The 26,010-nt window shown below is 54.2% G+C and carries 22 protein-coding genes and 2 tRNA genes; 6 read left to right on the top strand and 18 right to left on the bottom strand.

The annotated features are described in order from the left end of the window. Positions 1 to 3: 3 nt before the first annotated feature. From rfbB to trxA, 7 genes are all read right to left on the bottom strand, one after another. Positions 4 to 1,077 (bottom strand): dTDP-glucose 4,6-dehydratase, encoded by a 1,074-nt coding sequence (gene rfbB, locus EPIR_RS01050; protein ID WP_023653432.1) that lies wholly within the window; start codon positions 1,075 to 1,077, stop codon positions 4 to 6. Then, positions 1,074 to 2,336 carry a UDP-N-acetyl-D-mannosamine dehydrogenase gene (gene wecC, locus EPIR_RS01045; protein WP_023653431.1) on the bottom strand — a complete coding sequence of 421 codons (1,263 nt, stop codon included), beginning with the start codon at positions 2,334 to 2,336 and terminating at the stop codon, positions 1,074 to 1,076. The genes rfbB and wecC overlap by 4 nt, the downstream gene beginning before the upstream one ends. Further along, a complete protein-coding gene (gene wecB / locus EPIR_RS01040) occupies positions 2,333 to 3,463 on the bottom strand; it encodes a non-hydrolyzing UDP-N-acetylglucosamine 2-epimerase (RefSeq protein ID WP_048696640.1) in 1,131 nt (376 codons plus the stop codon). Before wecB ends, wecC begins: the two co-directional genes overlap by 4 nt. 50 nt (positions 3,464 to 3,513) lie before the next feature. Continuing rightward, positions 3,514 to 4,542: an ECA polysaccharide chain length modulation protein gene (gene wzzE / locus EPIR_RS01035; protein WP_023653429.1), complete on the bottom strand. Its 1,029-nt coding sequence runs from the start codon at positions 4,540 to 4,542 to the stop codon at positions 3,514 to 3,516. 29 nt (positions 4,543 to 4,571) lie between these two features. Then, positions 4,572 to 5,675: a UDP-N-acetylglucosamine--undecaprenyl-phosphate N-acetylglucosaminephosphotransferase gene (gene wecA, locus EPIR_RS01030; RefSeq protein ID WP_048696637.1), complete on the bottom strand. Its 1,104-nt coding sequence runs from the start codon at positions 5,673 to 5,675 to the stop codon at positions 4,572 to 4,574. Positions 5,676 to 5,967: 292 nt separating this feature from the next. Then, entirely contained in the window at positions 5,968 to 7,227 is a 1,260-nt protein-coding gene (rho, locus tag EPIR_RS01025) for a transcription termination factor Rho (protein WP_004154908.1), read from the bottom strand. A gap of 367 nt (positions 7,228 to 7,594) precedes the next feature. Beyond that, positions 7,595 to 7,924, bottom strand: coding sequence for a thioredoxin TrxA (gene trxA, locus EPIR_RS01020; protein WP_012439961.1), 330 nt, complete (start codon positions 7,922 to 7,924; stop codon positions 7,595 to 7,597). Positions 7,925 to 8,054: 130 nt separating this feature from the next. On the opposite strand from trxA, the gene rhlB reads away from it, so the two are divergent. Both rhlB and ppx read left to right on the top strand, forming a co-directional pair. Then, positions 8,055 to 9,347: an ATP-dependent RNA helicase RhlB gene (gene rhlB / locus EPIR_RS01015; protein WP_023653427.1), complete on the top strand. Its 1,293-nt coding sequence runs from the start codon at positions 8,055 to 8,057 to the stop codon at positions 9,345 to 9,347. A gap of 6 nt (positions 9,348 to 9,353) precedes the next feature. Further along, positions 9,354 to 10,838 (top strand): exopolyphosphatase, encoded by a 1,485-nt coding sequence (ppx, locus tag EPIR_RS01010; RefSeq protein WP_023653426.1) that lies wholly within the window; start codon positions 9,354 to 9,356, stop codon positions 10,836 to 10,838. Between the two features lie 41 nt (positions 10,839 to 10,879). Here the strand turns inward: ppx and rep are convergent, their stop codons facing one another. Continuing rightward, positions 10,880 to 12,898, bottom strand: a complete 2,019-nt coding sequence (gene rep, locus EPIR_RS01005; RefSeq protein ID WP_048696635.1) for a DNA helicase Rep — start codon at positions 12,896 to 12,898, stop codon at positions 10,880 to 10,882. 88 nt (positions 12,899 to 12,986) lie between these two features. Here rep and ppiC point away from each other — a divergent pair, with 88 nt between their 5' ends. Next, positions 12,987 to 13,268 (top strand): peptidylprolyl isomerase PpiC, encoded by a 282-nt coding sequence (ppiC, locus tag EPIR_RS01000; protein WP_012439957.1) that lies wholly within the window; start codon positions 12,987 to 12,989, stop codon positions 13,266 to 13,268. A 58-nt stretch (positions 13,269 to 13,326) separates the two neighbouring features. Here the strand turns inward: ppiC and ilvC are convergent, their stop codons facing one another. Further along, positions 13,327 to 14,805 (bottom strand): ketol-acid reductoisomerase, encoded by a 1,479-nt coding sequence (ilvC, locus tag EPIR_RS00995; RefSeq protein ID WP_023653424.1) that lies wholly within the window; start codon positions 14,803 to 14,805, stop codon positions 13,327 to 13,329. Between the two features lie 165 nt (positions 14,806 to 14,970). On the opposite strand from ilvC, the gene ilvY reads away from it, so the two are divergent. Beyond that, a complete protein-coding gene (gene ilvY / locus EPIR_RS00990; protein ID WP_023653423.1) occupies positions 14,971 to 15,852 on the top strand; it encodes an HTH-type transcriptional activator IlvY in 882 nt (293 codons plus the stop codon). Here ilvY and ilvA read toward each other — a convergent pair. The 6 genes from ilvA to ilvL form a co-directional block, all read right to left on the bottom strand. Continuing rightward, a complete protein-coding gene (ilvA, locus tag EPIR_RS00985; protein WP_023653422.1) occupies positions 15,849 to 17,393 on the bottom strand; it encodes a threonine ammonia-lyase, biosynthetic in 1,545 nt (514 codons plus the stop codon). The two genes, ilvY and ilvA, sit on opposite strands and share 4 nt — an antisense overlap. A gap of 5 nt (positions 17,394 to 17,398) precedes the next feature. Next, positions 17,399 to 19,249, bottom strand: a complete 1,851-nt coding sequence (ilvD, locus tag EPIR_RS00980; RefSeq protein WP_023653421.1) for a dihydroxy-acid dehydratase — start codon at positions 19,247 to 19,249, stop codon at positions 17,399 to 17,401. Positions 19,250 to 19,314: 65 nt separating this feature from the next. Further along, positions 19,315 to 20,241: a branched-chain amino acid transaminase gene (locus tag EPIR_RS00975; protein WP_023653420.1), complete on the bottom strand. Its 927-nt coding sequence runs from the start codon at positions 20,239 to 20,241 to the stop codon at positions 19,315 to 19,317. Positions 20,242 to 20,259: 18 nt separating this feature from the next. Then, positions 20,260 to 20,517 (bottom strand): acetolactate synthase 2 small subunit, encoded by a 258-nt coding sequence (gene ilvM / locus EPIR_RS00970; RefSeq protein ID WP_004154896.1) that lies wholly within the window; start codon positions 20,515 to 20,517, stop codon positions 20,260 to 20,262. Further along, the gene (ilvG, locus tag EPIR_RS00965; RefSeq protein WP_023653419.1) at positions 20,514 to 22,160 is read right to left on the bottom strand and encodes an acetolactate synthase 2 catalytic subunit; all 1,647 of its coding nucleotides are present in this window, start codon (positions 22,158 to 22,160) and stop codon (positions 20,514 to 20,516) included. The genes ilvM and ilvG overlap by 4 nt, the downstream gene beginning before the upstream one ends. A gap of 139 nt (positions 22,161 to 22,299) precedes the next feature. Then, a complete protein-coding gene (ilvL, locus tag EPIR_RS18640) occupies positions 22,300 to 22,398 on the bottom strand; it encodes an ilv operon leader peptide (RefSeq protein WP_157037486.1) in 99 nt (32 codons plus the stop codon). Positions 22,399 to 22,735: 337 nt separating this feature from the next. Between ilvL and EPIR_RS00960 the strand changes: the two genes are divergently transcribed. After that, entirely contained in the window at positions 22,736 to 24,256 is a 1,521-nt protein-coding gene (locus EPIR_RS00960) for a YifB family Mg chelatase-like AAA ATPase (protein ID WP_023653418.1), read from the top strand. Between the two features lie 34 nt (positions 24,257 to 24,290). Here the strand turns inward: EPIR_RS00960 and EPIR_RS00955 are convergent, their stop codons facing one another. Beyond that, positions 24,291 to 24,629 carry a MaoP family protein gene (locus tag EPIR_RS00955; protein WP_023653417.1) on the bottom strand — a complete coding sequence of 113 codons (339 nt, stop codon included), beginning with the start codon at positions 24,627 to 24,629 and terminating at the stop codon, positions 24,291 to 24,293. A gap of 120 nt (positions 24,630 to 24,749) precedes the next feature. On the opposite strand from EPIR_RS00955, the gene hdfR reads away from it, so the two are divergent. Further along, positions 24,750 to 25,577 (top strand): HTH-type transcriptional regulator HdfR, encoded by an 828-nt coding sequence (gene hdfR / locus EPIR_RS00950; protein WP_023653416.1) that lies wholly within the window; start codon positions 24,750 to 24,752, stop codon positions 25,575 to 25,577. Between the two features lie 138 nt (positions 25,578 to 25,715). Here the strand turns inward: hdfR and EPIR_RS00945 are convergent. Together EPIR_RS00945 and EPIR_RS00940 are read right to left on the bottom strand one after the other, a co-directional pair. Then, a tRNA-Trp gene (locus tag EPIR_RS00945) sits at positions 25,716 to 25,791 on the bottom strand. A 7-nt stretch (positions 25,792 to 25,798) separates the two neighbouring features. Beyond that, positions 25,799 to 25,875, bottom strand: a tRNA-Asp gene (locus EPIR_RS00940). Between the last annotated feature and the right edge of the window lie 135 nt (positions 25,876 to 26,010).

The following is a 26,010-nucleotide window of genomic DNA, read 5'->3' as shown; positions in this document are numbered from 1 at the left end:
TCTTCATTGTCCTGAGGATAACCCCAGACGTTCACCACGGTAGCTGCCATCCAGCACACCTTGCCACCAGCCGGGATTATTAATAAACCAGCTCACGGTTTTACGCATACCGCTTTCAAAGGTTTCCTGCGGCCGCCAGCCAAGCTCGCGCTCAATTTTGCCTGCGTCAATGGCATAGCGCCGATCGTGACCAGGCCTGTCGGCAACGCGGGTAATCAGGTCGCGATAATAAAGTAAGCCGCGCGGCTTCTCCGGTGCCAGCTCTTCCAGCAATGCGCACAGTGTTTCCACAACGTCGATATTACGCCGTTGGTTATGTCCGCCGATATTATAGGTTTCGCCCACTTTACCCGTGGTGACCACTCGATAAAGGGCACGCGCATGGTCATCAACGAACAGCCAGTCGCGGATCTGCCCGCCATCGCCATAAACCGGCAGTGGCTTACCCGCTAACGCATTGATAATCATCAAAGGGATCAGTTTTTCCGGGAAGTGGTACGGCCCGTAATTATTGGAGCAGTTGGTGACGATCACCGGCAGGCCATAAGTCCGATGCCAGGCACGCACTAAATGATCGCTACTCGCTTTCGTCGCAGAATAGGGGCTGCTGGGGGCATAAGGCGTGGTTTCGGTGAAGAAATCAGTCTCGTTTTCCAGATCGCCAAAAACTTCATCGGTAGAGATATGGTGAAAAATGAAAGCCGATCTCTCTGGTGCAGGCAGCGACGCCCAATAATGTCTGGCGGCTTCCAGCATCATATAGGTGCCAACAACATTGGTTTCAACAAACGCCAGCGGGCCATCAATGGAACGGTCAACGTGGCTTTCTGCCGCGAGATGCATGATAAGCTCAGGCTGAAAAGCCGCAATAGCCGCATCCAGCGCGGCGCGATCGCAGATATCCACTTTTTTGAAGGTGAAACGCGGGTTGTCAGCAACCGGATCTAAAGAGGCCAGATTGCCGGCATAGCTGAGCTTATCCAGCACCAGAACCTGATCCTGCGTGGAAGATAAGATGTGACGGACAACGGCAGAGCCGATAAATCCGGCACCTCCGGTGACCAGAATACGCCTCATGTCCAGACCCCTTTAGTATCAACAATCCACGGTTGGGTGAGTACAGACGGATCGACCGCCTTAAACTGCCGGTGATCGACCAGCATCACCAGCACATCAGCCTGTTGCAGCGCCTCGTCCAGCGTGACCAACGTAGCTTTTTCCTGCAATGCAGCGGGAAGTTGCTGTACGTTTGGCTCGACCACCAGCGTCGTCCCCTGATGCCAGGCGGCGATCATTTCGGTTACCTGTACCGCCGGGCTTTCACGTAAATCATCAATATCGGGCTTAAACGCCAGGCCAAGACAGGCTATTTTCAGCTCGCTGCCACGACGATCGCTTGTCATCAGACAATCGGCAACCTGCCGCTGTACCTGCTCCAGCACCCAATGCGGCTTACCATCGTTAACTTCACGCGCGGTGCGGATCAGGCGCGCCAGATCGGGATTCTGAGCCACGATAAACCACGGGTCGACGGCGATACAGTGACCGCCAACGCCAGGCCCCGGCTGCAGGATATTGACGCGCGGATGGCGATTTGCCAGCCGGATTAATTCCCAGACGTTGATTCCCTGCTCGGTACAAATCAGCGACAGCTCATTGGCGAAAGCAATATTCACATCGCGGAAACTGTTTTCGGTTAGCTTACACATCTCCGCCGTACGCGAGTTAGTCACCACGCACTCGCCCTCTACGAAAAGTTTGTAGAGTTCGCTGGCCCGCTGCGAACAGGTGGCGGTCATGCCGCCAATCACCCGATCGTTTTTGCGCAGTTCAGCCATCACCCGTCCCGGCAGGACACGTTCCGGGCAATATGCCACCTGGATATCGGCAGCGTCACCTGCCTGCTGCGGGAAGGTCAAATCCGGACGGGCAGCCGCCATCCATTGCGCCATTTGCTCGGTAGAACCCACCGGCGAGGTAGACTCAAGGATCACCAGGTCGCCCCTTTTCAGCACCGTCGCAACGGACTCAGCTGCCGCCTGGACATAAGCCATATCCGGGTGATGCTCGCCCCTGAATGGCGTAGGTACGGCGATCAAAAAGGCATCAGCAGGCTGCGGCTGGGTGGCAGCACGTAAGAAACCGCCCTCTACCGCCGCTTTCACCACACGATCCAAATCCGGTTCGGCGAAATGAACCTCACCGCGATTGATGGTGGCAACCGCGTGCTCTTTGATATCAATGCCGATAACCTGCCTTTGACAGGAGGCAAAAGCCGCAGCGGTGGGCAGGCCAATGTAGCCCAGCCCGATCACTGAAATAGTTTTGAAGATCATAGTGTTGTCCAATTTTTTTTCAGTGCCTGCACAATTCGCTGGCAGGCCAGCCCATCTCCGTAAGGATTATGCGCGCGGCTCATGGCTTGCCAGGCTTCATCATCAGTCAGCAGACGGGTCACTTCACTGACGATTTTCGCGCCGTCAGTGCCAACGAGGCGAACCGTACCGGCAGCCACCGCTTCAGGGCGTTCGGTGGCGTCACGCATCACCAGCACCGGTTTGCCCAATGAGGGCGCTTCCTCCTGAATGCCGCCGGAGTCAGTCAGGATCAGCCAGGCGCGATTCATCAACCAGACAAACGGCAGGTATTCCTGCGGTTCAATAAGAATGACGTTATCAATTCCGTGCAGAATGCGATTGACCGGCTCACTCACGTTGGGATTGAGATGTACCGGATAGACGATTTGTACCTGCGGATGCAGGCGCGCAATCTCGGCCAACGCGTTGCAGATACGTTCAAAACCATCGCCAAAGCTTTCACGTCGGTGTCCGGTGACCAAAATCATTTTTTTATCCGCACACAGGAAGGGGTAACGTGCCGCAAGGCTGTTTCTTAATGCATCATCACTTAACGCCCGGTCGCGCACCCAAAACAGCGCATCAATCACCGTATTACCGGTAACGAAGATACGTTCAGCAGGGAGATTCTCGCGCAGCAGGTTTTGCTGCGAGCTGGCGGTCGGGGTGAAGTGATAGCTGGCCAGATGCCCCGTCAGCGTACGGTTTGCTTCTTCAGGCCACGGAGACCAGATATCGCCGGTGCGCAGCCCTGCTTCCACATGGCCAACCGGAATACGATGATAGAAAGCGGCCAAACTGGCAGCCAGCGTCGTGGTGGTATCGCCGTGAACCAGCACCACATCAGGGGTAAAATCAGCAAATACTGTTTTCAGCCCGGCAAGAATACGGCTGGTAATTTCGGTCAATCCCTGACCCGGCTGCATGATATTAAGATCGTAATCCGGCACGATGGAGAACAAATGCAGCACCTGATCGAGCATTTCACGATGCTGCGCAGTCACGCACAGGCGCGACTCTATTTCGTCATCCTGCGCCAGCGCATGCACCAGAGGTGCCATTTTTATCGCTTCAGGGCGCGTGCCAAAAACCGTTAATACTTTCACCGTTGCTCTCTTCATCCGAAATTGTTTAACTGTACGAGTCTGCGACAGACTTAACGACGGGGACGGCGAACCAACGCCGTGCCAGCGCCGACCAGCACGCCCACTGCGCCCCACATCATCATAAGCAGCGCGCGGCGCGGGCTGTCTTGCTTCACCGGTTCTTCCGGGGTACGTAAATAACGCCAGGTCTGGAATGATTTCACCAGCGTTGGCCCGACGTTCAGCGTCATCATCATCGCCCGGTTTTGGTCGTAATCAAGTCCGTAAGACGGGCCGCTGGACAGCAGATTTTCCAGCCGCGCCTGTAGCAGAGAGCGCCCAAGCAGGAACAGTTCCGAGTCTGGCAGCTGTTCGGAAGGCGTTTGCGTTTTTGCCTGCTCAAACCCATGCTGCTGCGCAATTTTCAGAGCCTGCTGCACGCTGTTGACCTGACGATCGTAAATCGCTTTGGCGACTTCTTCCTGGCGTTTAATCTGAGCTTTTAACTGTATGCTGCGTGCGGCCCAGGCAGCACTCAATTCCTGATTAAGATGAGCTGTAGCACGTTGATTGGCGAACGCCACATACTGACGTAACAGGGTATTCGCATCAGCTGCCGTTTCCGCCACTATCTTGACGGTGTCATTGATGTTTTTTGCGCTGTCGGCGGGCTGTAGCTGAATATCGGCGATCAGTTCGTCAAGCAGCGCGGCATCCTGACGCACATTACCGCTCTCCCTCTTCTGGTAATAGCTGGACTGTAGCCAGAAGTCATGCCTGGTATCCCAGGCAAAAAGCTGCATAACAAACTCCTGATACGCCTCATCGATGACGGTGGTTGGAACCACATTCACACTGCCGGTAGGCGTATCCAGGTTGTTCAAAAACTGCTGTTGCGAATAAAATCCGGATAACGCATTCACCGTCGGTCGATCGACGATGGCAGTCGTACTCCATTGCGGCGTCACCAGCAGTGAATAGACCCACGCCAGCACAGCAAACAGGGCACCCCCAGCAATAATCCAAATTTTACCGCACCATAGCGCGCAGCAAAGGCCACGAATATCCAGTTCGTTATCGGCAGCGTCAGGATAGGTCATACTTCATTTTCCTTTTGATCGGGCGTCTTTCAGTCAGCAGAGGATTTCTTACCGTTACTGTTATTACGCAATCGGCGCTTCAGGCGTTTTATCATGCGCGCCACGCGCCATGCGCGTTTTATACAGTAGCCGTAAAGCATAAATGCCAGTAAAAACAGGACCAGCATCACCCACTCAGGCACGAATACCAGATATTCCCCAACCCCACCAATCAACGCCAGTAGGGCCGCAGCAGCGGTGATCAGCACAAATGCCTGGCGCGAGGTAAAGCCAGCACGCATGATCAGATGGTGTATATGTTGACGGTCTGCGGAGAAAGGGCTCATGCCTTTACTGAGACGACGATACATAATTGCCACCATGTCCATCAGCGGGATAGCAATCAGCCACAGCGCCGTGACAGGTGTTATCGGGTGATTCTGGCCCTGAGTGGTTTCCAGCAGGATCCAGATAATGGTAAAGCCAATCAGTGTACTGCCCGCATCGCCCATAAAAACTTTATAACGGCGGCCCAGCAGTCCGAGGTTCAACAAAATATAAGGAATGATGGCGGCAATCATGATGAAACACCACATGGCGAGGCTATTCTGACCGTCAAACAGTAAGATCGTGCCCATCGCGAAAAATGTCACGCAGGACAACCCACCCAACAGCCCGTCAATACCATCAACCATATTGAACGCATTGATTGCAGCCCAAACGGCAAATAGCGTCAGAACATACCCAAATGGGCCGACAATAAGCTCCCAAGGGCCAAAGATATAGCCAAGACTGAGCAAATAAATCTTGGCTTTCATCATCATGACGACGGCAACGGCAGCCTGAACAACCGCGCGGAATTTCACGCTGATATCATAGCGGTCATCCAGTGCGCCAACCATAACCAGACAGCCTGCACATACCATGTACAACCCGATATGGGGAATATAGAAATCCGTCAATGTAAAGGCGAAGCAACTCCCAGCAAATACTGAAATACCGCCGACTAGCGGAATCGCTCCCTGATGACGCTTGCGATAGTTGGGCTTATCCACCAATCCAATTTTCTTGGCGGCTTTACGCGCAAAAAAAAGAAACGCCAACGAAAATAAAAAAGTTAGGGCAAGCTCCGTACTCACATTGAGTAAATTCACATTAACCAGCTCTCTGCTAAGAATGACGATGTGTTATAGGCAACATTTATGCCATGCACACTCGTCTAATTCTGATTCTATTCATCAGGACCAGCATAATCAATGCTGCCTGTGGCTTTCATCCTGTGCCGTATATTATGGTGTAATTGGGCTTGTTGAGAATAGCCTATAGACCAAAAACAAAAAACGCCACGACTTAGCGTGGCGTTACCCGAGTTTTGTACTGTTTATTGATGGTGTTCGTGCGACGTAACGATTTAATCGCCGTGAAACTTCGCAGACCGTTGCCGGGTTACGAACGTTTCATCATATCGAAGAACTCATCGTTGGTTTTGGTCATCGCCAACTTGTTAATCAGAAACTCCATCGCGTCAATTTCACCCATTGGATGAATAATCTTGCGTAGGATCCACATTTTTTGCAGCTCTTCCGATGTTGTCAGCAACTCTTCCTTACGGGTACCGGAGCGATTGTAATCAATCGCAGGGAACACGCGTTTCTCGGCAATTTTGCGCGCCAGATGCAGTTCCATGTTACCCGTACCTTTAAACTCTTCGTAAATCACTTCATCCATCTTCGAGCCGGTATCGACCAGCGCGGTAGCGATGATTGTCAGGCTACCGCCCTCTTCCACGTTACGTGCCGCGCCGAAGAAACGTTTTGGACGGTGCAGGGCATTCGCATCCACACCACCGGTCAGTACCTTGCCTGAAGCAGGAACCACGGTGTTATAGGCGCGAGCCAAGCGGGTAATGGAGTCCAGCAGGATGATGACGTCTTTTTTGTGCTCGACCAGACGCTTGGCTTTCTCGATCACCATTTCAGCAACCTGGACGTGGCGTGATGCAGGTTCATCAAAGGTAGAAGCGATAACTTCACCTTTTACCAGACGCTGCATCTCGGTCACTTCTTCCGGGCGCTCGTCAATCAGCAGCACCATCAGCACGCAGTCAGGATGGTTGTAAGCAATGCTCTGAGCAATGTTTTGCAGCAGCATGGTCTTACCCGCTTTTGGCGGAGCGACGATCAAACCACGCTGACCACGACCGATCGGCGAAGCCAGATCCAGTACGCGGGCGGTCAGGTCTTCGGTCGAACCGTTACCACGCTCCATGCGCAGACGAGAGTTGGCATGCAGCGGCGTTAAGTTTTCAAACAGGATTTTGTTACGTGCATTTTCCGGTTTGTCATAGTTAACCTCGTTAACCTTCAGCAGCGCAAAATAACGCTCACCCTCTTTCGGTGGGCGGATCTTGCCAGAGATGGTGTCACCAGTGCGGAGGTTGAAGCGACGAATTTGGCTGGGGGAAACGTAGATATCATCGGGGCCGGCGAGGTAGGAACTGTCTCCAGAGCGGAGGAAACCAAATCCGTCCTGCAATATCTCAAGTACGCCATCGCCGAAGATGTCTTCGCCGCTTTTTGCATGCTGCTTGAGGATGGCGAATATAATGTCCTGTTTGCGCATGCGGGCCAGGTTTTCCAGCCCCATATTTTCGCCGAGAGTGATCAGGTCAGAAACCGGCGTATTTTTTAATTCGGTAAGATTCATAATGGTGGGTTCTTAAACTCGGGGTATATCTTGAACTGTTTGTCGTGAATGGTATGGCGAAAGATCCATGCCTGTTTATATCGGTTCCTGGTTCGGAAGCCCGCTCGACGATCGCGTGTAGGAAAATGCAGATCTGAAACGAGGGACGGTAGAAAGGAAGCCGGAAATCAGTTGGTACTAGCCGTCAGATTGCTGAACGTTTGTAAGACTTTAATAGATAAGCTGTTCAACAAAGGAGTCATTCTAAAGATTAAAACTACAAGGTAAAGGTAAGTTCGTCGTGCAGTAGACTTAAATTAGCACGCTTAATGCCGGGCGTCTAGCGGTCAACGAAAAATTCGAACCGCAAGGCGCCGGCAGGGCAAGGTTAGCCCAGATTCGCGTTCAGGAACTCTTTCAGCTGGCCTTTAGACAGTGCGCCAACTTTCGTCGCAGCAACTTCACCATTTTTAAACAGCAGCAGGGTAGGAATACCGCGAATGCCGTACTTGGGCGCCGTTGCCGGGTTTTCATCGATGTTCAGCTTAGCGATCGTCAATTTGCCTTCATATTCAGCAGCCACTTCGTCGAGAATCGGGGCGATCATTTTGCAAGGGCCGCACCATTCTGCCCAGAAGTCGACCAGCGTTAACCCATCCGCTTTAAGGACGTCGTTTTCAAAGCTGTCATCGGTCAGGTGAACAATTTTATCGCTCATGTTTACTCCAGGAGATTATCTTTACCTTGTGATGTCGCATCGAGCGGCACCAGGCTGAGTTTATATCACTGCTTTTATTTCACCGGATATGCTTTCGTAAAGCAATAGTAAGCTGATATTCTACCACACTATGAGCAAAACACACTTAACAGAACAGAAGTTTTCCGACTTCGCCCTGCACCCTCAGGTGATTGAAGCCCTTGAAACTAAAGGGTTTCATAATTGCACGCCTATTCAGGCGCTGGCATTACCGTTTACGCTCTCCGGGCGTGATGTAGCAGGTCAGGCGCAAACAGGTACCGGCAAAACGATGGCGTTTCTGACGTCAACGTTTCATCATCTTCTTTCTCACCCTGCTCCGGAAGGTCGTCAGACCAACCAACCACGCGCACTGATCCTGGCTCCAACGCGTGAACTGGCGGTTCAGATCCATGCAGACGCCGAGCCGCTTGCGCAGATAACGGGTCTCAAGCTCGGGCTGGCTTACGGCGGCGACGGTTACGATAAGCAGCTAAAAGTGCTGGAAAACGGTGTCGATGTGCTGATCGGTACCACGGGCCGTTTAATCGATTACGCTAAACAAAATCACGTCAATTTGGGCGCCATCCAGGTAGTGGTACTCGACGAAGCTGACCGTATGTTTGATCTCGGCTTTATTAAAGATATTCGCTGGTTGTTCCGTCGCATGCCTGCGGCTAATCAGCGCCTGAATATGCTGTTCTCTGCCACCCTGTCATTCCGCGTGCGTGAGCTGGCCTTTGAGAACATGAACAATGCCGAGTACGTTGAAGTCGAACCGGACCAGAAAACCGGGCATCGCATTAAAGAAGAGCTTTTCTATCCTTCTAACGAAGAAAAAATGCGTTTGCTGCAAACGCTGATCGAAGAAGAGTGGCCGGACCGCACCATTATTTTCGCCAATACCAAGCATCGCTGTGAAGACGTCTGGGGCCATCTGGCCGCCGACGGGCATCGCGTCGGCCTGCTGACCGGCGACGTTGCGCAGAAAAAACGCCTGCGCATCCTTGATGACTTCACCAAAGGTGATGTCGATATCCTTGTCGCCACCGACGTTGCCGCACGAGGCCTGCATATTCCTGCGGTGACTCACGTGTTCAACTATGACCTGCCTGACGACCGCGAAGATTATGTTCATCGTATCGGCCGCACCGGGCGTGCGGGCGCTAACGGTCACTCGATCAGTCTCGCCTGTGAAGAGTACGCGCTGAACCTGCCGGCCATCGAAGAGTATATTGGTCACAGCATTACGGTCAGCCGTTACAACAGCGATGCGCTGATGACTGATCTTCCGCCGCCTAAACGCCTGACCCGCAACCGTTCAGGAAATGGCCCACGCCGTGGTGGAAATAACAACCGCCGTAGCAGTGCACCACGTAGCCCTAACCGTAAACGTTCAGGTTAAGCCATTATGCGGAGCGCATCATCACTTTATGCTGCGATCGATTTAGGGTCGAACAGCTTTCATATGTTGGTGGTGCGTGAGGTGGCTGGCAGCATCCAGACCGTCGCCCGCATCAAGCGGAAGGTGCGTCTTGCTGCCGGACTCGATGCGGATAATAACCTTTCCGCCGAGGCGATGGATCGCGGCTGGCAGTGTCTGCGGCTGTTCTCCGAACAGTTACAGGATATCCCCCCGGAACAGATCCGCGTGGTGGCAACGGCGACCCTGCGTATCGCCGCCAATGCGGGCAGTTTTCTGGCACAGGCACAAGCGCTGCTCGGCTGCCCGGTAAACGTGATCAGTGGCGAAGAAGAAGCGCGCCTGATTTATCAGGGGGTAGCCCATACTACCGGTGGTTCTGATAAACGCCTGGTCGTCGATATCGGCGGCGGCAGTACCGAACTGGTCACCGGTAAGGGGTCGCAAACCACCACGTTATTTAGCCTCTCTATGGGCTGCGTCACATGGCTGGAACGCTATTTTAGCGATCGACAGCTTGGCAAAGTGAATTTCGAACAGGCCGAACAGGCCGCACGCGAGATGATCCGACCGATAGCCGGCTCGCTAAAAGCCCAGGGTTGGCAGGTGTGCGTAGGGGCATCCGGTACTGTCCAGGCGCTACAGGAAATCATGATGGCGCAAGGCATGGACGAGCGCATTACGCTGAACAAACTGCAACAGCTGAAACAGCGTGCTATCGAGTGTGGCAAGCTGGAAGAGTTGGAAATTGAGGGGTTGACCCTTGAGCGTGCGTTGGTGTTTCCGAGTGGCCTGTCGATCCTTATTGCCATTTTCAGCGAGCTGAATATCAGCAGCATGACGCTGGCGGGTGGAGCGCTGCGCGAAGGGCTGCTGTACGGCATGTTGCATCTGCCGGTCGATCGCGATATCCGCAGCCGCACGCTGCACGATGTGCAGCGCCGTTTTGCGGTTGATCCGGAACAGGCAGAGCGGGTGCGCCAGCTGGCGGATAGCTTCGCCCGCCAGGTCAGCCAGCATTGGAAGCTGGACGATCGCAGCCGCGAATTATTGGCCAGCGCCTGCCAAATCCACGAAATTGGGCTGAGCGTCGATTTCCGCCAGGCACCCCAGCACGCGGCCTATCTGGTTCGCCATCTGGATTTGCCAGGTTTCACTCCGGCACAGAAAAAATTGCTGGCCACCCTGCTACAAAATCAGGTTGGTCACATCGATCTCCCGCTGCTGAGCCAACAAAATGCCATACTCCCGCGCATCGCAGAGCGTATGGCTCGCCTGCTACGCCTGGCGATTATTTTTGCCAGCCGCCGACGCGATGACAGATTACCGGCGGTACGTTTGCAGGCCGATGATGACACTCTGACGTTGACGCTGCCGCCTGGCTGGCTGGAAGCACATCCGTTACGTGCTGAACTGCTGGAGCAGGAAGCACGCTGGCAGAGTTACGTGCACTGGCCGTTGATAATCGTCTGAAAACGCCGTTTTATGCTTCGATGGCGAGTGCTGGCCAGGCGTTACTTCCTGGCTTTATCCAGCATCGCACGCAGACCGGCCACCCTACTTTGGCCGGTATGCATCCTTTCTTCGGCGCTCACCACCTTGCGTTCACTTTCCCACTGTAAATCATCCTGCGGTAGTTCCAGAAGAAAACGACTCGGCTCCGGGCGCACCAGCTCGCCATACTGTCGGCGCTCGCGGCACAGGGTAAACGTCAGCTCCTTCTGCGCACGGGTAATGCCTACGTAGGCCAGGCGGCGCTCTTCTTCGACGTTGTTTTCGTCAATGCTGCTCTGATGGGGTAACAGCCCTTCTTCCATCCCTACCAGAAATACATAGGGGAACTCCAGACCTTTAGAGGCATGCAGCGTCATTAGCTGCACCTGGTCGGATTCTTCATCACTTTCACCGCGTTCCATCATGTCCCGCAGGGTAAAACGTGTCACCACCTGGGTCAGCGTCATCGGTTCATCAATGTCGCTGCCTTCCAGCATTTCCGTCATCCACTGAAACAGCGTATTGACGTTTTTCATGCGCATTTCGGCCGCTTTCGGGCTGGCCGAGGTTTCAAACAGCCAGCTTTCATAGTCAACGCTACGGATCAGATCGCGCACCGCCGCTACCGGTTCACGCTCCGCAAGCCGGGCGATCTCCTGCAACCAGTGGGTGAAACGCTGCAACGATTCCAGGCCACGCCCGGTCAGGGTTTGCCCCAGACCCACGTCGAAGCTGGCAGTAAACAGGCTTTTGTTGCGCTGCATCGCCCATTCGCCCAGCTTCTGCAAGGTTGCCGAACCAATTTCGCGTCGCGGCGTGTTAACAATACGCATAAAGGCGCTGTCGTCGTCGGCGTTGGTCAGTACCCGCAGGTAGGCCAGCAGGTCTTTGATTTCCGGGCGCGAGAAAAATGACGTGCCGCCCGAGATGTGATACGGAATACGGTTCTGCATCAGCATCTTTTCGAAGACGCGCGACTGATGGTTACCGCGATAGAGAATGGCGTAATCTTTGTACTGCGTCTTATTGATAAAGTGGTGGGCAATCAGCTCCCCGGTCACCCGCTCCGCCTCATGATCTTCGTGATTGGCGGTCACCACTTTCAGCTCGGCACCATAACCCAGTTGAGAGAACAGACGTTTTTCAAAAACGTGGGGATTATTGGCAATCAGAATATTAGCCGCTTTAAGAATACGCTCTGAAGAACGGTAGTTCTGTTCCAGTTTAATAACCTGTAACGCCGGAAAATCCTCCTGTAGCAACACCAGGTTTTGCGGCCGCGCCCCGCGCCAGGAGTAAATAGACTGATCGTCATCGCCCACGACGGTAAAGCGCGCCCTGGCGCCCACCAGCAGTTTGACCAGCTCATACTGGCTGGTATTCGTATCCTGATATTCATCCACCAGCAGATAGCGAATGCGCTGCTGCCAGCGTTCGCGCACATCCAGATTACGCTGAAGCAGTAGCGTGGGCAGCAGGATCAGGTCGTCAAAATCCAAAACGTTGCACGATTTAAGATGCTTATCATACAGCGCATAACAGTGGGCAAATAGCTTGTCACGCTCTGACAGTGCCCCTGCGGCTGCCCGAGGCGGATCCATCAAATCGTTCTTCCAGTTTGAAATGGTAGAGACCAGCTGCTGCAACAAATTTTTATCGTTTTCCAGCCACTGTTCCGTTAGGTCTTTCAGCAACGCCAGCTGGTCCTGATCGTCAAACAGCGAGAAATTTGATTTCATCCCCAGCGCGGCGTATTCACGTTTGATGATTTCCAGTCCTAACGTATGGAAGGTCGAGATCATCAGACCGCGCGCTTCTTTACGCCCCAGGGTCTGCGCCACGCGTTCTTTCATCTCGCGCGAAGCCTTGTTGGTAAAAGTGACGGCGGCGATGTGACGCGCCTGATAGCCGCACTCGCGGATCAGATGGGCAATTTTATTGGTGATCACCCGCGTTTTACCCGACCCGGCTCCGGCCAGTACCAGACAAGGCCCGGTAACAAATTCCACGGCGTGTTGCTGACCAGGATTAAGACGCATAGATAAGTTACTCTGTGAAATTGCGGGGGGATGGGAATTACAGCGTGGTAGTATAGCGAGCGCAATCCACATAACTCAAGGCAACATCATGGCAAAAAACGCAGCAGCACTGCACATTCTGGTAAAAGAAGAGAAACTGGCGCTCGACCTGTTAGAGCAGCTCAAACAGGGTGCTGATTTTGAAAAGCTGGCAAAAAAACACTCAACCTGCCCGTCGGGTAAGAAAGGCGGCCACTTAGGCGAATTCAAACAGGGTGCGATGGTTCCGGCATTCGATAAAGTGGTGTTTTCCTGCCCGCTGATCGAGCCACAGGGACCGCTGCATACCCAGTTCGGGTATCACATCATTAAGGTGCTGTACCGCAACTAAAAAAAGCGCCGCAAGGCGCTTTTTTTATCGGGGCGGATAACTTATCCGCCCGGCAATCTTAGCCTGCCACCGCAATACGCTTCATATCGGTCATATAGCCACGCAGTTTGCGGCCAACGGTTTCGATATCGTGGTGACGGATCGCTTCATTCACGTCGCGCAGCTGCGCGTTATCAACGCTGGTGGACGCCTGCGCCTGTTTGCCCAGATCGCCCGCCTGTAGGGTAGTCATAAACTCTTTCAGCAGCGGTACCGCCGCGTAAGAGAACAGGTAGTTACCGTATTCGGCGGTATCAGAGATAACCACGTTCATTTCATACAGACGCTTACGCGCAATGGTGTTAGCAATCAGCGGCAGCTCGTGCAGGGATTCGTAGTAAGCCGACTCTTCAACGATACCGGCAGCGACCATCGTTTCAAACGCCAGCTCAACGCCCGCCTTAACCATGGCGATCATCACCACACCCTGGTCAAAGTAATCCTGCTCGCCGATTTTACCTTCGAACTGCGCGGCGGTTTCGAACGCGGTTTTACCGGTCTCTTCACGCCAGCCCAGCAGTTTCTTATCGTCGTTGGCCCAGTCAGCCATCATGCCGGATGAGAACTCACCGGAAATGATGTCATCCATATGCTTCTGGAACAGCGGAGCCATAATGGTTTTCAGCTGTTCAGACAGCGCATAAGCACGCACTTTAGCCGGGTTAGACAGGCGATCCATCATCAGGGTAATGCCGCCCTGCTTCAGCGCTTCGGTAATGGTTTCCCAACCGAACTGGATCAGTTTTTCCGCATAGGCTGCGTCGGTGCCTTCAGCCACCAGCTTATCGAAGCACAGCAGCGAACCGGCCTGTAACATGCCGCACAGAATAGTCTGCTCGCCCATCAGGTCAGACTTCACTTCTGCCACGAAGGATGACTCCAGCACGCCCGCGCGGTGGCCGCCGGTTGCGGCAGCCCAGGCTTTAGCAATCGCCATACCTTCGCCTTTTGGATCGTTTTCCGGGTGAACGGCGATAAGTGTAGGTACGCCGAAACCGCGTTTGTACTCTTCACGAACCTCTGTACCAGGGCACTTCGGCGCAACCATCACTACCGTGACGTCTTTACGTACCTGCTCGCCCACTTCAACAATGTTGAAACCGTGCGAGTAACCCAGTGCAGCACCGTCTTTCATCAATGGCTGAACCGCCTGTACTACTGAGGTATGCTGTTTGTCCGGCGTCAGGTTAACTACCAGATCAGCCTGTGGGATCAGCTCTTCGTAGGTGCCCACTTTAAAGCCGTTTTCGGTCGCCTTACGCCATGAGGCGCGCTTTTCGGCGATGGCTTCCGCACGCAGCGCGTAAGCAATGTCCAGGCCTGAATCACGCATATTCAGACCCTGATTCAGACCTTGAGCACCACAACCTACGATGACCACTTTCTTGCCTTTCAGATAGCTGGCTTCATCAGCAAATTCTTCGCGCGCCATAAAACGGCATTTGCCTAATTGCGCCAACTGGTTGCGCAGGTTCAACGTGTTGAAATAGTTAGCCATGGGTACTCCGTATGAGGTTGTGTTCGCATTATTGTTCGTTGTCCGGGCATTGTTTTCCCCGCCCTGAATAGACCTTATCATATGACAGGAAATGCATTGCTTAAATTGATATATTAACAACGTGATATTGCACATTTTGCAACGTGAACATAAGGGCTGAATTCGATGGATCTGCGTGACCTGAAACTGTTTCTCCATCTTGCCGACAGCCGACATTTCGGGCGCAGCGCACGCGCTATGCACGTCAGTCCGTCCACGCTGTCACGGCAGATCCAGCGGCTTGAAGACGACCTCGGTCAGACGCTGTTTTTACGCGATAACCGCACGGTGACCCTGACCGATGCCGGTGAACGTCTGCGCCAGTTCGCCCAGCAGACGTTGTTGCAATATCAGCAAATGCGCCATGCGCTTGGGCAAAATGGCCCGTCACTCAGCGGAGAATTAAGACTGTTCTGCTCGGTGACTGCCGCCTACAGCCATCTGCCACCGATCCTCGACCGCTTCCGCGCCGAACATCCTCTAGTCGAAATCAAACTCACCACCGGTGACGCCGCCGATGCCGTGGAAAAAGTGCAGTCCGGGGAGATGGATCTCGCCATTGCCGGACGGCCAGAAACCCTGCCCGCCAGCGTTGGCTTTACCCCGCTGGGGCTGATCCCGTTGGTGCTGATAGCCCCGGCGCTACCCTGCCCGGTACGCGTGCAGGCAACCCAGCCAAAACCTGACTGGTCGCAGATCCCCTTTATCCTGCCCGATCAGGGGCCTTCGCGCCGCCGCATCGACCTTTGGTTCCGTCACCGCCGCATCGCCAACCCACAGATCTATGCCACGGTGTCCGGGCATGAGGCGATAGTCTCTATGGTGGCGGTCGGCTGCGGGATTGCCCTGCTGCCGGACGTGGTGCTGGAAAACAGCCCAGAGGCGGTGCGCAACCGCATTCTGGAACTGGCTGACGTCGAGATGGTCGCCCCGCTGGAACTGGGCGTATGCGTACAAAAAAAGCGGCTCATGGAGCCGCTGATTGATGCTTTCTGGAAACTGCTTTAACCCGCCAGGAAGAAGCGGAACGACGGATTATCGCTTTCATCGTGGAAGTCATAACCCAGCGCCGCCAGGTGCTCTTCAAACTGCGGCTCGCTGTCGCTCAGTTCAAAGGCCGCCAGCACGCGACCGTAGTCGGTGCCGTGACTGCGATAGTGGAACAGCGAGATATTCCAGTGGGTGCCCAGCGTTTGCAGAAAACGCAGCAGCGCTCCGGGCGCTTCCGGAAACTCAAAGCTGAACAGGCGCTCACGCAGCGGTTTGGAAGGACGTCCACCCACCATATAGCGCACATGCAGCTTCGCCATTTCGTCGTCGGACAGATCCACCACCTTGTAACCGCCTTCGGCCAGCAGTTGCAGGATCTCCTGCCGCTCTTCCGCTCCTCGCGTCAGGCGAACGCCGACAAAAATGCAGGCATCGTCGGCATTGGCATAGCGGTAGTTGAACTCCGTTACCGCACGCCCCCCCAGCAGCTGGCAGAAGCGCAGGAAGCTGCCTTTCTGCTCCGGGATGGTGACGGCCAGCAGCGCTTCCCGCTGTTCGCCCAGCTCGCAGCGCTCGGAAACGTAGCGCAAACCGTGGAAGTTGACGTTGGCCCCGGACAGCACATGGGCGAGGCGCTCTCCCTGGATCTGGTGCTGCTGAATATACTTTTTCATCCCGGCCAGCGCCAACGCGCCTGAAGGCTCGGCCACCGCACGCACATCGTCAAACAGATCTTTCATCGCGGCGCAGATGGCATCGCTGTCAACGGTAACGATGTCGTCAAGATACGCCTGGCACAAACGGAAGGTTTCGCTGCCGATACGCTTTACCGCCACGCCTTCGGCAAATAGCCCAACGCGCGGCAGATCGACCGGATGACCCGCATCCAGCGCCGCTTTCAGACAGGCTGAATCGGCGGCTTCCACAGCAATCACTTTGATCTGCGGCATCAGCTGCTTGATCAGCACGGCAACACCTGCCGCCAGCCCGCCGCCGCCCACCGGAACAAACACGCGGTCGAGGTGAGCATCCTGCTGTAGCAGCTCCATCGCCAGCGTGCCCTGCCCGGCGATCACCATCGGATGATCGAAAGGAGGCACAAAGGTATAGCCATGCTCCTGCGCCAGCTCCAGCGCTTTGGCTTTCGCTTCGTCAAAGTTAGCACCAAACAGGTAAGCCTCACCGCCAAACGCCCGCACCGCATCGACTTTGATATCTGCCGTGGCAACCGGCATCACGATCAGGGACTTGATGCCTAACTTAGTCGCCGACAGCGCAACCCCCTGGGCATGATTACCCGCCGAAGCAGTGACCACGCCCTGCGCTCTCTGCTCCTCATTCAGCCCGGCGATCATCGCATAGGCACCGCGCAGCTTGAAGCTGTGTACCGGTTGGCGATCTTCACGCTTGACTAAAATCGTATTGCCGAGGCGCGCAGAGATTTTTTCCATTTTCTGCAACGGTGTAACCTGTGCCGCTTCATAGACCGGTGCACGCAGCACCGCGCGCAGATATTCGGCCCCACTGGGTTGTGCGGACAGCGGTTGAGACTCAGCCATTGTTGTTAGCCCCCCAGCTTACTTTTATCACGCACGGCACCTTTGTCGGCGCTGGTGGCCAACGTCGCATAGGCGCGTAAAGCAAAGGAAACCTGGCGCTCACGCCCGTGCGGGGTATAAGCCGCTTCACCACGTGCATCTTCTTCCAGACGACGCGCCGCCAGCTCGTTTTCCGCCACGTCCAGCTGGATACCGCGCTGCGGGATATCGATATTGATCATATCGCCATCTTTCACCAGCGCGATAGTGCCGCCGCTGGCTGCTTCCGGCGACGCATGGCCAATCGACAGCCCGGAAGTCCCGCCGGAGAAACGGCCATCGGTGATCAGCGCACAGGCCTTGCCCAGCCCCATCGATTTCAGATAGGTGGTGGGATAGAGCATTTCCTGCATGCCCGGGCCGCCTTTCGGGCCTTCGTAGCGGATCACCACCACATCGCCAGCCACCACTTTGCCGCCGAGGATCGCCGCCACCGCGTCATCCTGGCTTTCATACACTTTGGCCGGGCCGCTGAATACCAGGCTGCCTTCATCAACGCCAGCGGTCTTCACGATACAGCCGTTTTCCGCGAGGTTGCCGTACAGAACCGCCAGACCACCGTCCTGGCTGAAGGCAAATTCACGCGCGCGAATACAGCCCTGCTGGCGATCGTCATCCAGCGTCTCCCAGCGGGTATCCTGTGAGAACGCCTGCGTGGTACGAATGCCGGCCGGGCCGGCGCGGAACATCTTCTTCACCGCTTCATCTTGCGTCAGCATAATGTCGTAGCGATCCAGCGTTTCACGCAGGCTCAGCCCTAAAATATTACGCACGCTGTTATCCATCAGCCCGGCACGATCCAGTTCGCCGAGAATGCCGAGTACGCCACCGGCGCGGTGGACATCTTCCATATGGTATTTCGGGGTACTGGGAGCCACTTTGCACAGATGCGGCACAAGGCGCGACAGCCTGTCGATATCAGAGATATCGAAGTCGATTTCCCCTTCCTGCGCCGCCGCCAGCAGGTGCAGAACCGTATTGGTCGAGCCACCCATCGCGATATCCAGCGTCATGGCGTTTTCAAACGCCGCTTTGCTGGCGATGTTGCGCGGCAACGCACTGTCATCATCCTGTTCGTAATAACGTTTAGTCAGTGCAACGATGCGACGACCGGCATTAAGAAACAGTTCGCGGCGGTCCGCATGGGTGGCCAGCAGCGAGCCGTTACCCGGCTGCGACAGGCCCAGCGCTTCGGTCAGACAGTTCATTGAGTTAGCGGTAAACATGCCGGAACAGGAACCGCAGGTCGGACAGGCAGACCGCTCGATTTGATCGCTATCAGCATCGCTAACCTTAGGGTTCGCGCCCTGGATCATGGCATCAACGAGATCCAGCTTGATAATTTTATCGGAGAGCTTGGTTTTTCCGGCTTCCATTGGACCACCGGAAACAAAGATCACCGGAATGTTCAGGCGCAGCGATGCCATCAGCATGCCGGGAGTGATTTTGTCGCAGTTGGAGATACAGACCATCGCATCGGCACAGTGCGCGTTAACCATGTACTCGACCGAGTCGGCAATCAGCTCGCGTGACGGCAGTGAATAAAGCATGCCGCCGTGCCCCATCGCAATGCCATCATCCACCGCGATGGTGTTGAACTCTTTCGCCACGCCGCCAGACGCTTCAATCTCCTCTGCCACCAGCTTACCCAGATCGCGCAGATGAACGTGGCCCGGTACAAACTGCGTAAAGGAGTTAACGACCGCAATGATCGGCTTACCGAAATCATCATCGGTCATTCCTGTGGCGCGCCACAGAGCGCGGGCACCCGCCATGTTGCGTCCGTGGGTGGTGGTGGCAGAACGGTACTTTGGCATGCTCTTTTACTCCAAAAATCAGACAGTGCACGGCCATCGTTTGACGACCGTGAAAAAATATTTTCTTATGGGTTTACCGGATCCAACCAGCCCCATTTGTCTTCCGTCTCGCCCGTAAACAGGCCGAAGAAAGCAGACTGAATACGTGCGGTGACGGGGCCGCGTTTGCCTTCGCCAACCTGAATGCCGTCAACGCTACGCACCGGCGTAATTTCGGCTGCGGTGCCGGACATAAAGACTTCATCGGCCAGGTACAGAGATTCGCGTGACAGCACCTGCTCACGCACTTCAATGCCCATATCCTGCGCCAGTTTGATAATGGCGTCGCGGGTGATCCCCGGTAGGGCAGAAGAGGTAAATGGCGGGGTGAACAGAATACCGTCTTTCACTTCAAACAGGTTCTCACCGGCACCTTCGGAGATATAGCCCTGGGTATCCAGCGCAATGCCTTCCTGATAGCCGTGGCGGCGGGCTTCGCTACCCACCAACAGCGATGAAAGATAGTTACCACCGGCTTTCGCTGCGGTTGGCAGGGTGTTTGGCGCAACGCGGTTCCAGGACGAGACCATCGCATCGATACCCTGTTCCAGCGCTTCTGCGCCCAGGTACGCGCCCCACGGGAAAGCAGCGATAATAATATCAGTATCGTAACCGTCCGGCGGGTTAACGCCCAGGCCAACATCACCGACAAATACCAGAGGACGAATATAAGCACTTTTCAGGTTGTTTTTGCGCAAGGTGGCACGGCAGGCTTCCATCAGCTCATCAACGCTCAGGCTCACCGGGAAGCGGTAGATTTTTGCCGAATCGCGCAGACGCTGCATATGTTCACGATGGCGGAAGACCACTGGCCCTTTGTGCGAGTCATAGCAACGGACGCCTTCAAATACCGAAGTGCCGTAGTGCAATGCGTGGGACATGACGCTGACCTTAGCCTCTTCCCACTTTACCATCTCGCCGTTGAACCAGATAAAGTCTGCTTTCTTCGTCATTCTTGTTTCCTTGCGCGCTTATGCGCGGATTTGTTGTGTTGTTTGTTGTTGGATCTGCACGCAGGCAACATCCATCAATTTACTCAGCTGCGTTGACAGTAAATCGACAGAGCGCTGGCTGGCAACGGTCATCTCAATATTAATATTGGACGTATTGACCAGCGATGCCATATTCATCGAGCACACCTGAAAACCACGGTGGCGAACGACGCGCAAAATGCGTTCCAGTATTTCCGGGCGAAAGCGCGCTTCTATAGACAATTGGTGCTGTTTCATGCGGTTTTCTCCATCATATTTTCGTTGCTGGCACCCGGCGGAACCAGAGGCCAGACGTTCTCATGTTCGTCAATCGCCACATGAAGCAGGTATGGCCCTTCACTGTGCAACAGAGCGTCTAATGCAGCATCGACCTGATCTTTTCGCGTAATACGCTGGCCTTTAATCCCGAAAGCGCTGGCCAGCACGAGGAAATCGGGGTTATCTGACAAATTGGTTTCACTGTAGCGCTCTTCGAAGAACAGCTGCTGCCATTGACGCACCATTCCCAGACGTTGGTTATCCAGCAGCAGAATTTTCACCGGTAGCTGTTTGCGCTTAATGGTACCCAGCTCCTGGACGTTCATCATAAAAGATCCATCGCCAGAGACGCAGATTACCGTGTCATTGGGTCGCGCAACCTGCGCACCAACGGCGGCTGGCAGTCCAAAGCCCATCGTGCCCAACCCGCTGGAGGTGATGAAGTTTTCCGGGCGGCCGAAGCGCATGTGCTGAGCTGCCCACATCTGGTGTTGACCCACATCGGTGGTGACCACCGCGCTGTGTGGTTTACGGTCTGACAGCTGCTTCAGCAGCAGCGGAGCATAGATGGCTTCGCCGGGGTGATCATAACGCCAGCCGTGTTCGGCTTTTAAGGCCATGACTTCTTCGCGCCAGGCGCTGATGTTTGTCGGCTGATGCAAATCCGGTAACAGCTTATTGATATCGCCCTGCAACCCAACATGCGCCCGACGCAATTTATGCAGTTCAGCCGGGTCGATATCAAGATGGATCACGCTGGCATGGGGTGCAAAGGTGTCGAGCTTTCCGGTGACACGGTCGTCGAAGCGTGCACCTACGGCAATCAACAGGTCGCAGCGCTGTACCGCCAGGTTCGCCGCTTTCGTCCCGTGCATACCCAGCATCCCCAGGTAACAGGCATCATCGACATCCGGCGTCCCCAGTCCCTTCAGGGTGGCAACGGTAGGAATTCCGCTGGTGCTGGCGAAAGCGCGCAGAGCGCCAACCGCATCCGCCATTCCCACTCCACCACCAACATACAAAATGGGTTTTTCAGATTGCGCCAGCAGCTCACGCGCCTGCTGTAATTCTGCGTGAGGGAGCGCCATCTCCGGTGCAACCTGCACCAGGTGCGCGGTAAGTTCGCCATCTGCCAGCTGAATATCTTTAGGGATATCAACCAGCACCGGCCCCGGGCGGCCCGATTTAGCGATAGCAAAAGCTTCAGCCATCACCGACGGCAGTTCAGCCAACGATTCAACGAGGAAGCTGTGTTTAGTACAGGCCAGTGACAGGCCCAGAACATCAATCTCCTGAAAAGCATCGGTACCCATCACTGCTGAAGAGACCTGCCCGGTGATGGCAACAATGGGCACTGAGTCCAGCATGGCGTCAGCCAGCCCGGTGATCAGGTTAGTCGCACCCGGCCCCGAAGTGGCGATGCACACGCCGACTTTGCCGGTAGCACGGGCAAATCCGATAGCGGCCATTGCTGCACCCTGCTCATGGCGACACAACAGGTGTTCGACCCCGCCGTCATAAAGCGCGTCATAGACCGGCATGATTGCACCACCAGGGTAGCCGAAAACCGTTTCAACTCCCTGTGTACGCAAAGATTGAACTACCCACTGAGCACCATTCATAGTTATTCCACCATCTCTTTCGGATAGAACAGCATTTTATGCTGCTATTCAATATCCGTTCCTCTGTATTTGATGCCTTGACAAAAAAAAACCCCCGGACCTTTCGGTGCGGGGGTTCTTTCGAAATCAGGCTTGATTTTTAAGCCTTTCTTTCTCCGAGCGTAGCCCCGCACGGCGTGATAATAATCACGACGACGTTAATTAGGACCAGGCTGACGACTCGTAGAAGGGCTTTCATTGGAATTCTTTTTGTTCACTTGTTCGAAGTAATGCCTACAGAGTTATCACAGTAAGTGGCTTTAATTCAACTTTTTTCGTTATTTTATTTACGAGCGGTGACGCAGATTTTAAAAATATATCTGTTATTCAATCATTAATCCTCTAATGAATTTTCTTCATTAATCACTTCACGTTACTTTTTTTATCCACCCGTGTGGCAACCCCCGATCGCCCTCGCAAAAAAAAGATACGCCTTTGACCGGATTAAAAAGCATTGCGAGATGGCGCATAATCCTCCGATTTCCTTCTCGCAGTATGAAATAAGGCAGCGCACAGTAGTGATACAAGGAGAATTTATGTCGCTATCTGTTGCTTTCACCCGCGCCGCAATTGGCATTCAGGCACCGTTGGTGTCCGTAGAGGTTCATCTCAGCAATGGGCTACCCGCACTTTCGCTGGTCGGATTGCCAGAAACGACCGTCAAGGAAGCGCGTGACAGAGTGCGCAGCGCTATCATCAACAGCGGGTTTACCTTCCCGGCTAAACGGATCACCGTCAGCCTGGCTCCGGCGGATCTTCCGAAAGAAGGCGGCAGGTATGACTTACCTATCGCTATCGCCATTCTCGCCGCTTCAGAACAGGTTCCTGCTGAAAAACTGATGCGGTATGAGTTCCTGGGTGAATTAGCCCTCACAGGTGCGCTACGTGGCGTACAGGGCACCATACCTGCCGCGCTGGCAGCACTGGACGCCCATCGGCAGCTGATCCTGTCAGCAGATAATCAGCATGATGTCGGGTTAATCCGCCAGGGGGAAAGTTTGATCGCCGGGCACCTGCTGGAAGTGTGCGCCTTTTTACAGGGCAAACCCGTGTTGCAGGCTGCTCAAGGCGAACCACAGGAACTTCTCCCGGCTTCAGGAGACCTGAACGAAATCATCGGCCAGCAGCAGGCTAAGCGCGCACTTGAGATCGCAGCAGCGGGGGGCCACAATCTGTTATTTATCGGTCCTCCGGGAACCGGCAAAACCATGCTGGCCTCCCGACTTAACGGCCTGATGCCGCCTCTGAACGATCGTGAGGCGTTAGAAAGCGCCAGTGTCGCCAGTCTGATCAACAGTAGCGACCTGCAACGCAATTGGCGTCAGAGGCCATTCCGGGCCCCTCACCACAGTGCATCACTGTATGCGCTGGTCGGTGGCGGATCGCTGCCTAAGCCCGGCGAAATATCTCTGGCCCATAACGGGATACTGTTTCTGGATGAGCTACCCGAGTTTGAACGCCGTGCGCTTGATGCGCTACGCGAGCCGCTTGAATCAGGAGAGATCACTATTTCACGCGCCAGAGCAAAAATTACCTATCCGGCACGCTTTCAGTTGATTGCAGCAATGAATCCCAGTCCAACCGGGCATTATCGCGGCCCTCATAATCGCACCTCACCCCAGCAGACATTACGCTATCTCAGCCGCCTGTCTGGTCCCTTCCTCGACCGATTCGATATTTCTCTTGAAGTGCCGCTGCTACCACCAGGAACGCTGAGCAATCAACATCACGAAAGTGAGTCCAGTCAACAGGTGCGCGAGCGCGTCGCATTGGCCCGTGAGCATCAGCTGGCACGCTGTAATAAAATGAATTCGGCAATGAATAACCAAGAAATCCGGGCTTGCTGTACACTGTTGCCTATGGATGCAGAATGGCTAGAACAAGTCATGATCCAACTTGGTCTGTCAGTGCGTGCCTGGCAGCGCATACTCAAGGTTGCCCGCACGATTGCGGACTTAGCTGGGGAGCAAACGATAGGTCGGGAACATCTGACCGAGGCCGTTAGCTATCGGGCTATCGATCGACTGCTGATCCATTTGCAAAATAGTCTGAACTGACACAAATGAAAAAAGGGCCGAAGCCCTTTTATTATTAATCATCACTGTCCGAATAGTCTTCAACACCTTCCATCTGCGGTTTGCCGCCGGAAAGAGTATGAAAACGTTTAGGGCGTTTAATGCGGGTCATATATTTTGACCACACCTTTTCCGCCTCGGTTTGCGGCTCACGTACACCACGACATACCTCAACAAACAGATGCTCTTCTTCCGTAGTCGGTTGACGCTTTGCGAGATCCAGCTCATTGAAAGCGTAACCATAACGCTCAAGAAGTTGAGCTTCTTTAATGGTGAAATCACCGTGGCGTGAGAATCCACGAGGGTAATGTTTGTTATCAAAAAAACGATTCGTTGTTGCGAAGCTTTCCGCCATGTACACGCTCCTGACTCTTATATGGCCGTGCTATTTATGGCGCGGAGTATTAGATAGGCTTGACAGAGTGTAAAACAAAACATTTAAATCATGACGATAAATGTTTTTTGGGAGTTGGATGTGGATACAGAATTACTTAAAACCTTTCTTGAAGTGAGCAGGACACGACACTTCGGACGCGCCGCCGAAGCGCTCTACCTCACTCAATCAGCCGTTAGTTTTCGTATCAGGCAGCTTGAAAATCAGCTGGGGGTGAATCTGTTTACACGTCACCGTAATAACATCAGACTGACATCCGCAGGGGAACGCTTGCTACCCTATGCAGAAAATTTAATCAGTACCTGGCTGACGGCAAAAAAAGAATTGGCACATACCCAGCTGCATCACGAGCTGTCGATAGGAGCCAGCGCCTCACTATGGGAAGCTTATCTCACCCCCTGGTTACAAACATTGTACGAACAGCACGAGAATTTACATATTGAAGCGCGTGTCGCACAACGGAATTTGCTGGTTAACCAACTTCATGAACGTCATCTTGACCTGCTGATTACGACTGAAGCACCAAAAATGGACGAACTGGCCAGCCAGCAAATAGGTCATATTTCATTGTCGCTATTCCGATCACGACATTCGCGTAAACAAGCTAAATATCAATATATTAAGATGGACTGGGGTGCTGATTTTCACCAGCATGCGAGTTTTCTCGTCGGTGCTGATGACGTGCCAGTGTTAAGCACAACATCGGCACATTTAACCCGCCAGCTGCTCCATACCACAGGGGCCTGTGCATTTTTGCCGGAGTTCTGGGGCAAAGAGTATGGCGACCTTGTGAGTATTCCTGATACGGCCGTGGCTTCCAGACCACTGTATGCAGTATGGCTGGAGAGCAGCGATCGGCAGGTGCAAATCAGTCAGCTGCTCAAATTTCCAGTAAATGCTCAAGCGTAGAGAGCAGGAGAAAAGAATATCAGGGTCAGATTGCTGGCCCTTTTTATAAGACGCCGTCTGGAGTGATGAGTTATAGCGAGGAAATAGCAGGGATTTAAGGCAAAAAAAAACCTTGCCGAAGCAAGGTTTTTCTTATTTTGGCAGGGGCGGAGAGACTCGAACTCCCAACACCCGGTTTTGGAGACCGGTGCTCTACCAATTGAACTACGCCCCTAAAAGGGTGGCGGAACGGACGGGGCTCGAACCCGCGACCCCCTGCGTGACAGGCAGGTATTCTAACCAACTGAACTACCGCTCCACCGATTCTGTACTGATATCAGAAACCGTCTGATTTCAGGTGTATCACCTTTACCTTGTCAGGGGTAAAGTCACGACCAGATAACTGGTCTTAATTTGATGCCTGGCAGTTCCCTACTCTCGCATGGGGAGACCC

The organism is Erwinia piriflorinigrans CFBP 5888, assembly GCF_001050515.1.
In the GTDB taxonomy this organism is placed as follows: Bacteria; Pseudomonadota; Gammaproteobacteria; order Enterobacterales; family Enterobacteriaceae; genus Erwinia; species Erwinia piriflorinigrans.
The sequence above is the reverse complement of the archived record's forward strand: the minus strand, read 5'-3'. Positions and strand labels throughout refer to the sequence as shown.

Bases quoted from the DNA above. Each gene is read 5' to 3' on its own strand.
- wzzE (WP_023653429.1), bottom strand. From the start codon at position 4,542: ATGACCTATCCTGACGCTGCCGATAACGAACTGGATATTCGTGGCCTT.
- rep (WP_048696635.1), bottom strand. From the start codon at position 12,898: ATGCGTCTTAATCCTGGTCAGCAACACGCCGTGGAATTTGTTACCGGG.
- ilvY (WP_023653423.1), top strand. From the start codon at position 14,971: ATGGATCTGCGTGACCTGAAACTGTTTCTCCATCTTGCCGACAGCCGA.
- ppiC (WP_012439957.1), top strand. From the start codon at position 12,987: ATGGCAAAAAACGCAGCAGCACTGCACATTCTGGTAAAAGAAGAGAAA.
- ilvD (WP_023653421.1), bottom strand. From the start codon at position 19,249: ATGCCAAAGTACCGTTCTGCCACCACCACCCACGGACGCAACATGGCG.
- rho (WP_004154908.1), bottom strand. From the start codon at position 7,227: ATGAATCTTACCGAATTAAAAAATACGCCGGTTTCTGACCTGATCACT.
- ilvC (WP_023653424.1), bottom strand. From the start codon at position 14,805: ATGGCTAACTATTTCAACACGTTGAACCTGCGCAACCAGTTGGCGCAA.
- ilvG (WP_023653419.1), bottom strand. From the start codon at position 22,160: ATGAATGGTGCTCAGTGGGTAGTTCAATCTTTGCGTACACAGGGAGTT.
- EPIR_RS00975 (WP_023653420.1), bottom strand. From the start codon at position 20,241: ATGACGAAGAAAGCAGACTTTATCTGGTTCAACGGCGAGATGGTAAAG.
- ilvA (WP_023653422.1), bottom strand. From the start codon at position 17,393: ATGGCTGAGTCTCAACCGCTGTCCGCACAACCCAGTGGGGCCGAATAT.
- ppx (WP_023653426.1), top strand. From the start codon at position 9,354: ATGCGGAGCGCATCATCACTTTATGCTGCGATCGATTTAGGGTCGAAC.
- EPIR_RS00960 (WP_023653418.1), top strand. From the start codon at position 22,736: ATGTCGCTATCTGTTGCTTTCACCCGCGCCGCAATTGGCATTCAGGCA.
- EPIR_RS00955 (WP_023653417.1), bottom strand. From the start codon at position 24,629: ATGGCGGAAAGCTTCGCAACAACGAATCGTTTTTTTGATAACAAACAT.
- ilvL (WP_157037486.1), bottom strand. From the start codon at position 22,398: ATGAAAGCCCTTCTACGAGTCGTCAGCCTGGTCCTAATTAACGTCGTC.
- rfbB (WP_023653432.1), bottom strand. From the start codon at position 1,077: ATGAGGCGTATTCTGGTCACCGGAGGTGCCGGATTTATCGGCTCTGCC.
- wecC (WP_023653431.1), bottom strand. From the start codon at position 2,336: ATGATCTTCAAAACTATTTCAGTGATCGGGCTGGGCTACATTGGCCTG.
- ilvM (WP_004154896.1), bottom strand. From the start codon at position 20,517: ATGAAACAGCACCAATTGTCTATAGAAGCGCGCTTTCGCCCGGAAATA.
- rhlB (WP_023653427.1), top strand. From the start codon at position 8,055: ATGAGCAAAACACACTTAACAGAACAGAAGTTTTCCGACTTCGCCCTG.
- trxA (WP_012439961.1), bottom strand. From the start codon at position 7,924: ATGAGCGATAAAATTGTTCACCTGACCGATGACAGCTTTGAAAACGAC.